Genomic DNA, 3,451 nt, shown 5'->3' with positions numbered 1-3,451 from the left:
GCCAACCCCAGCATTAAATAATGGGCTATTTTCTAACACATTTATCGCAGATTGAACCGCATCGAGGCTGTCGCCGCCTTTATCTAACACTTTATATCCGGCATCAACTGCCTGTTTAAGTTTGTCGCGAATGGCTTTCTCTTGCTCAGGGCTCAGGCTAGCAGCTGAAATAGTGCCGGCGCCGCCATGGATTGCTATAGCAAAAGGTGTATCGTCTTTTGCAAAACAGGTATTCGACGTTAAGCTTAAACATAGCGCTATCGTTAAATATAATTTATTCATGTTAGAAAAGTCCTTGAAGGTGGTTTATCTTTGTAACCATTTCTACTTGTAATTTCAATCATATCCTTGCGACTTTTATACTTTGTAGCGACAATGGTCATCATCATCAATTTTGGAAAAGTTAGCTTAACTTGTCGACAAAACGCCTTAAAATTAGCCAATTTCTATTACTTTCGTTGACCTTACTGATGTCAGGCTTGGTGCTGGCCGACGAAAATTGGTTAACGATTAACGTTACCGGCGTGCCGAAAAAAATTGAAAAGAACATTTTTGCCCATTTAGGCACATTGCCAGATAACGATGTTCAGCGCCGAGCATTTTTATTTACTGTTGACGATAACACCCATGATGCGCTTGAATCCATGGGCTATTACCATGCAATTTTAGATATTGATGTTAAAGAGAATGATAAAGGCCCTTGGGAGTTAAGCCTCAATATAATGCCAGGTGAACCGGTCATTATTCAGTGGGTAGATATCCATTTTCAAGGTGACATGCTCCAAGATAATACTTTCTCGTTGTGGCTAAATAGTCTGAAAATAAAACCTGGTGATACCTTAAACCATGGTGTCTATGATTCGATAAAATCACAATTAGTCACGTTAGCACTGGCAAGAGGATATTTTGATGGTCAATATACCAAATCAGAAATCAACATTAACCGTGACTTAAATACCGCCCAAATTAACCTACAGTTTAACTCGGGTAAGCGCTATTTATTTGGTGATGTTCACTTTGAAGGCAGTACTCTCAATAATGATGTTGTCGAAGCCTTAATTCCTTTTGATGCTGATGCGCCTTACGCCACACAGCTATTAACTGAGTTTAATCGCAATTTATTAGATACAGGTTACTTTAGTAATATCAAAGTATTACCACAACTAAACAAAATTGATACTGGTGTAGTGCCGATTAAAGTTGAGCTAAGCCCGCGGCCTAGTCATCTTATTGAAGTCGGTTTAGGCGCAGATATTGGAAATAGTACAGAAAACAGTGTCGATCCTCGTGTGCGAGTCACTTGGCGAACGCCGCAAATCAATCGCTATGGCCATTATCAAGAAACCAGTGCAGAGTGGTCACCTGAGCGGCCTAAGATTTTAACCACTTATACTATTCCGTTAACCCACCCTTTAGATGATCAACTGAAAATAAAACTTGGCTTATTACGCGACACCTATGGTGTTACCCAAGATTACGACGCTGATAAACGCCAATTTAATAATACCGGGCAATTAGAGTCTAAAAAGTATCTCGTTGGGTTAACGCGTCAAAGGCGCTCTAAAAGTAATTGGTTACATGGATATTCAATTGAATCCGTGAGAGAGTTTTATAATCAGCTCGATACAGATTACGACCCACGTTTTTATTTGTTGGGTTTCAACCTCACCAAAACTGTCCGTGGCGACAACACGCTCGATCCCAAATCAGGCTATCGTCAAACTTACAGTGTTGAATACGCCGACCCGTCCCTGGGCTCAACTATCCGTCTGGCCCGTTTACAAGCCCGATTTAAATGGGTAGATACAATATTCGATAAGCATCGTTTTGTTGCCCGGGTGGATTTAGGTGCTAATATTGCTGACAAAAACGATATGGCTAATATACCGCCATCGTTACGATATTTTGCCGGTGGCGACCAAAGCATACGAGGTTACAGTTACCAAGAATTAGGCCCCTATATTGACTACACCAACAGTGAAGGCGGCTTATCTCGACAGGTTGTCGGTGGGCGCTACTTGGCGATTGGCAGTGTTGAATATCAATATTATCTTACCCCGACATGGCGAGTTGCCACCTTTGTCGATGCTGGTAATGCTTTTGATACACAACAGTTTGAACCGGTAGTATCGGTTGGTGGAGGATTACACTGGATATCACCTATTGGCCCGATTCGAATGGACCTAGGTTTTGGCTTAAAAGAAACCGAGACAGTTGCACGTTCATATCGTTTCCATTTAACCATGGGAACTGATTTATGATAGATAAACATACCGAACAAAGTACTTTGCAACATAATGAGCAAAACGCTCAGTCAGAAGAATCACTCAAACCAAGTAATAAAAAAGCACCTAAATCAACCAGTCTATCTGCAAGAATTTGGCGCAGCATTAAGCTTTATACCCGAATACTGATTTATGTCCCATTGGTATTATTGATGTTGTTTGCCATCATCATGGGCACCCCATTTGGCAGTAAAATGGGGGTGATGTTCGTCAATCAATTTATCAGTGATATCGATGTTGAATATGCTTCTGGCACCTTAAATGGTGATATCACGCTGCAGCATTTGTCATGGTCAATGCCTGGGATTAGCGTCGAAGCTGATGATTTAACATTGGAGTGGGTGCCAACATGTCTGATTAACAAACAACTTTGTGTCACAAATCTACTCGCATCAAGTATTGATGTGAACATTATCACTGATAATATTCCTGTAACCGAAAACACCACTGACACGGATGCTACTAACCAACCTTTTACCGAGTTTGAATTACCCATTGGCATTAATATCAGCCACGCCCAATTGGCCAATATTGATGTAGATGTGAATGGTATGACTTTTTATGCCGACAATTTAACGACTCAAGCTATCTGGAATAGCGCTGGCCTTGTGGTTGAATCTCTCACCAGCCAGGGGTTAATCGTCAACATTCCAGATGCAACATCAACAAGCCAAACACGTTCTCAACCAAATAATAAATCAACAAACCAAACAGTCGATCCCAAAGAAAATTCATGGCCATTGGCTAACTTACCACAGGTATTTATGCCTTTCCCTGTCAATGTTAGACAGTTTAATGCCACCGACAGTCAGCTCATTATCGGCCAGCGCAACGACCATTTTAGCCATATCGCGTTAGCGGCCAGTTTTCGTCAATTTCAACTTGGAATAACCCAACTAGACATTCAACATGATGATGGTGATATTAGCGTTATCGGTGATATTAGTTTACATGAGCACTACCCACTGACATTAAAGCTACTAGCCAATGTCGAAAACCTGCCTGAGTTGCCAGGGCTTCAACAGCAACAACTCCGTGTAGATCTTACCCAAGACTTAAGTCAATTAAATATCAACGCCATCGCTAAAGGCGATAGCCATTTCAATCTTGCAGCAGACATTAATCTCACCACGCCGGCGCTTGAATACCAAGTAACACTTACCAAT

The 3,451-nt window shown here is 41.4% G+C and carries 2 protein-coding genes and 1 pseudogene; 2 read left to right on the top strand and 1 reads right to left on the bottom strand.

Going from position 1 to position 3,451, the window contains the following annotated elements; all coding sequences use genetic code 11:
- A partial coding sequence (locus CXF78_RS17475; protein ID WP_180957207.1) for an isoaspartyl peptidase/L-asparaginase occupies positions 1-282 on the bottom strand: 282 nt, incomplete at its 3' end.
- A 188-nt stretch (positions 283-470) separates the two neighbouring features.
- On the opposite strand from CXF78_RS17475, the gene CXF78_RS17470 reads away from it, so the two are divergent.
- The gene (locus CXF78_RS17470) at positions 471-2,261 is read left to right on the top strand and encodes an autotransporter assembly complex protein TamA (protein ID WP_011636917.1); all 1,791 of its coding nucleotides are present in this window, start codon (positions 471-473) and stop codon (positions 2,259-2,261) included.
- Positions 2,258-3,451, top strand: a pseudogene (locus CXF78_RS17465) (hypothetical protein); the annotation flags it as partial. The gene CXF78_RS17470 and the pseudogene CXF78_RS17465, both read left to right, overlap by 4 nt.

Origin of the sequence: Shewanella sp. 11B5 (assembly GCF_002836795.1) — a bacterium.
In the GTDB taxonomy this organism is placed as follows: Bacteria; Pseudomonadota; Gammaproteobacteria; order Enterobacterales; family Shewanellaceae; genus Shewanella; species Shewanella frigidimarina.
This window is presented reverse-complemented; position numbering and strand designations above follow the sequence as displayed.

Bases quoted from the DNA above. Each gene is read 5' to 3' on its own strand.
- CXF78_RS17470 (WP_011636917.1), top strand. From the start codon at position 471: ATGTCAGGCTTGGTGCTGGCCGACGAAAATTGGTTAACGATTAACGTT.